Origin of the sequence: Photorhabdus noenieputensis, assembly GCF_018448935.1 — a bacterium.
GTDB lineage: Bacteria > Pseudomonadota > Gammaproteobacteria > Enterobacterales > Enterobacteriaceae > Photorhabdus > Photorhabdus noenieputensis.
Window position 1 is genome coordinate 1 of record NZ_RCWC01000148.1, and the last position, 782, is coordinate 782.

General features: G+C 54.6%; 1 protein-coding gene. It reads right to left on the reverse strand.

Annotated elements, in window-relative coordinates; all coding sequences use genetic code 11:
• A partial coding sequence (locus tag EAE91_RS23585) for an ImcF-related family protein (RefSeq protein ID WP_244869030.1) occupies window positions 1-782 on the reverse strand: 782 nt, incomplete at both ends.

The following is a 782-nucleotide window of genomic DNA, read 5'->3' on the forward strand; positions in this document are numbered from 1 at the left end:
CCGCCTCCGCTATCGCTTTTTGTATCCCGCCTTCCCACGCCTGACGGGTAAACATCCCCGGTATCACGTGAGAGGTGGTAAACAGCCGTTCGGCATCGGTGTCGCCAGTCATTTGTCTTAATGTCAGGTCAGAATAATTTTTCTCCACCGATTGCAGCATCTGCTGGTAAAGCGCCGCTTCGGCATTGTGCTTACCTAGCTGGAGCAGCAACAACTGACGCGCCTGTTTAACTAAAGCTTTATCCGGGGTGATCCGCCATTCGGGATGCGCAGGCAGACTCTTCGCATAAAAACCCCACAAACTCCACGCCGTATCCAGCCAGACATCGGGGGCAATACCGGCCCGCTCAGGTTCATTTTCATTCAGTATCCGGGTTAAAAACGCAGCATCCATTTTTTCCGGCTGCGCCATCATCAGGTAGGCTTTCAACTGGTCGTGACCGGCTTGCGCCCATTTAGCCCGCAAAGGGCTGTTCGGCGGTAAATTCACCAGCGCACTCAGTTTCGCATGCAGCACCGCGGCAGCTCTGTCCCGGATCAGGCGGTTATTGACCTGCGCATAATAGGGCAGCACTGCCGTCAACAGTTTCTGATTCTGACTCAAACCAAAACGCTCATACCACGGCACGCCGTGTTCAGCCCGGTCTTGCATCCGGTCCACCTCGTTACGCAGCTCCTTTAAAGCTATCAACTGGGCATCAGAATTCTCCGGCTGAGTTTTCAGGTCAGTTACCGCCGCCTGCACCACGGCTATCTGGTCACGGTTGGTGAAAAAGGAGAGC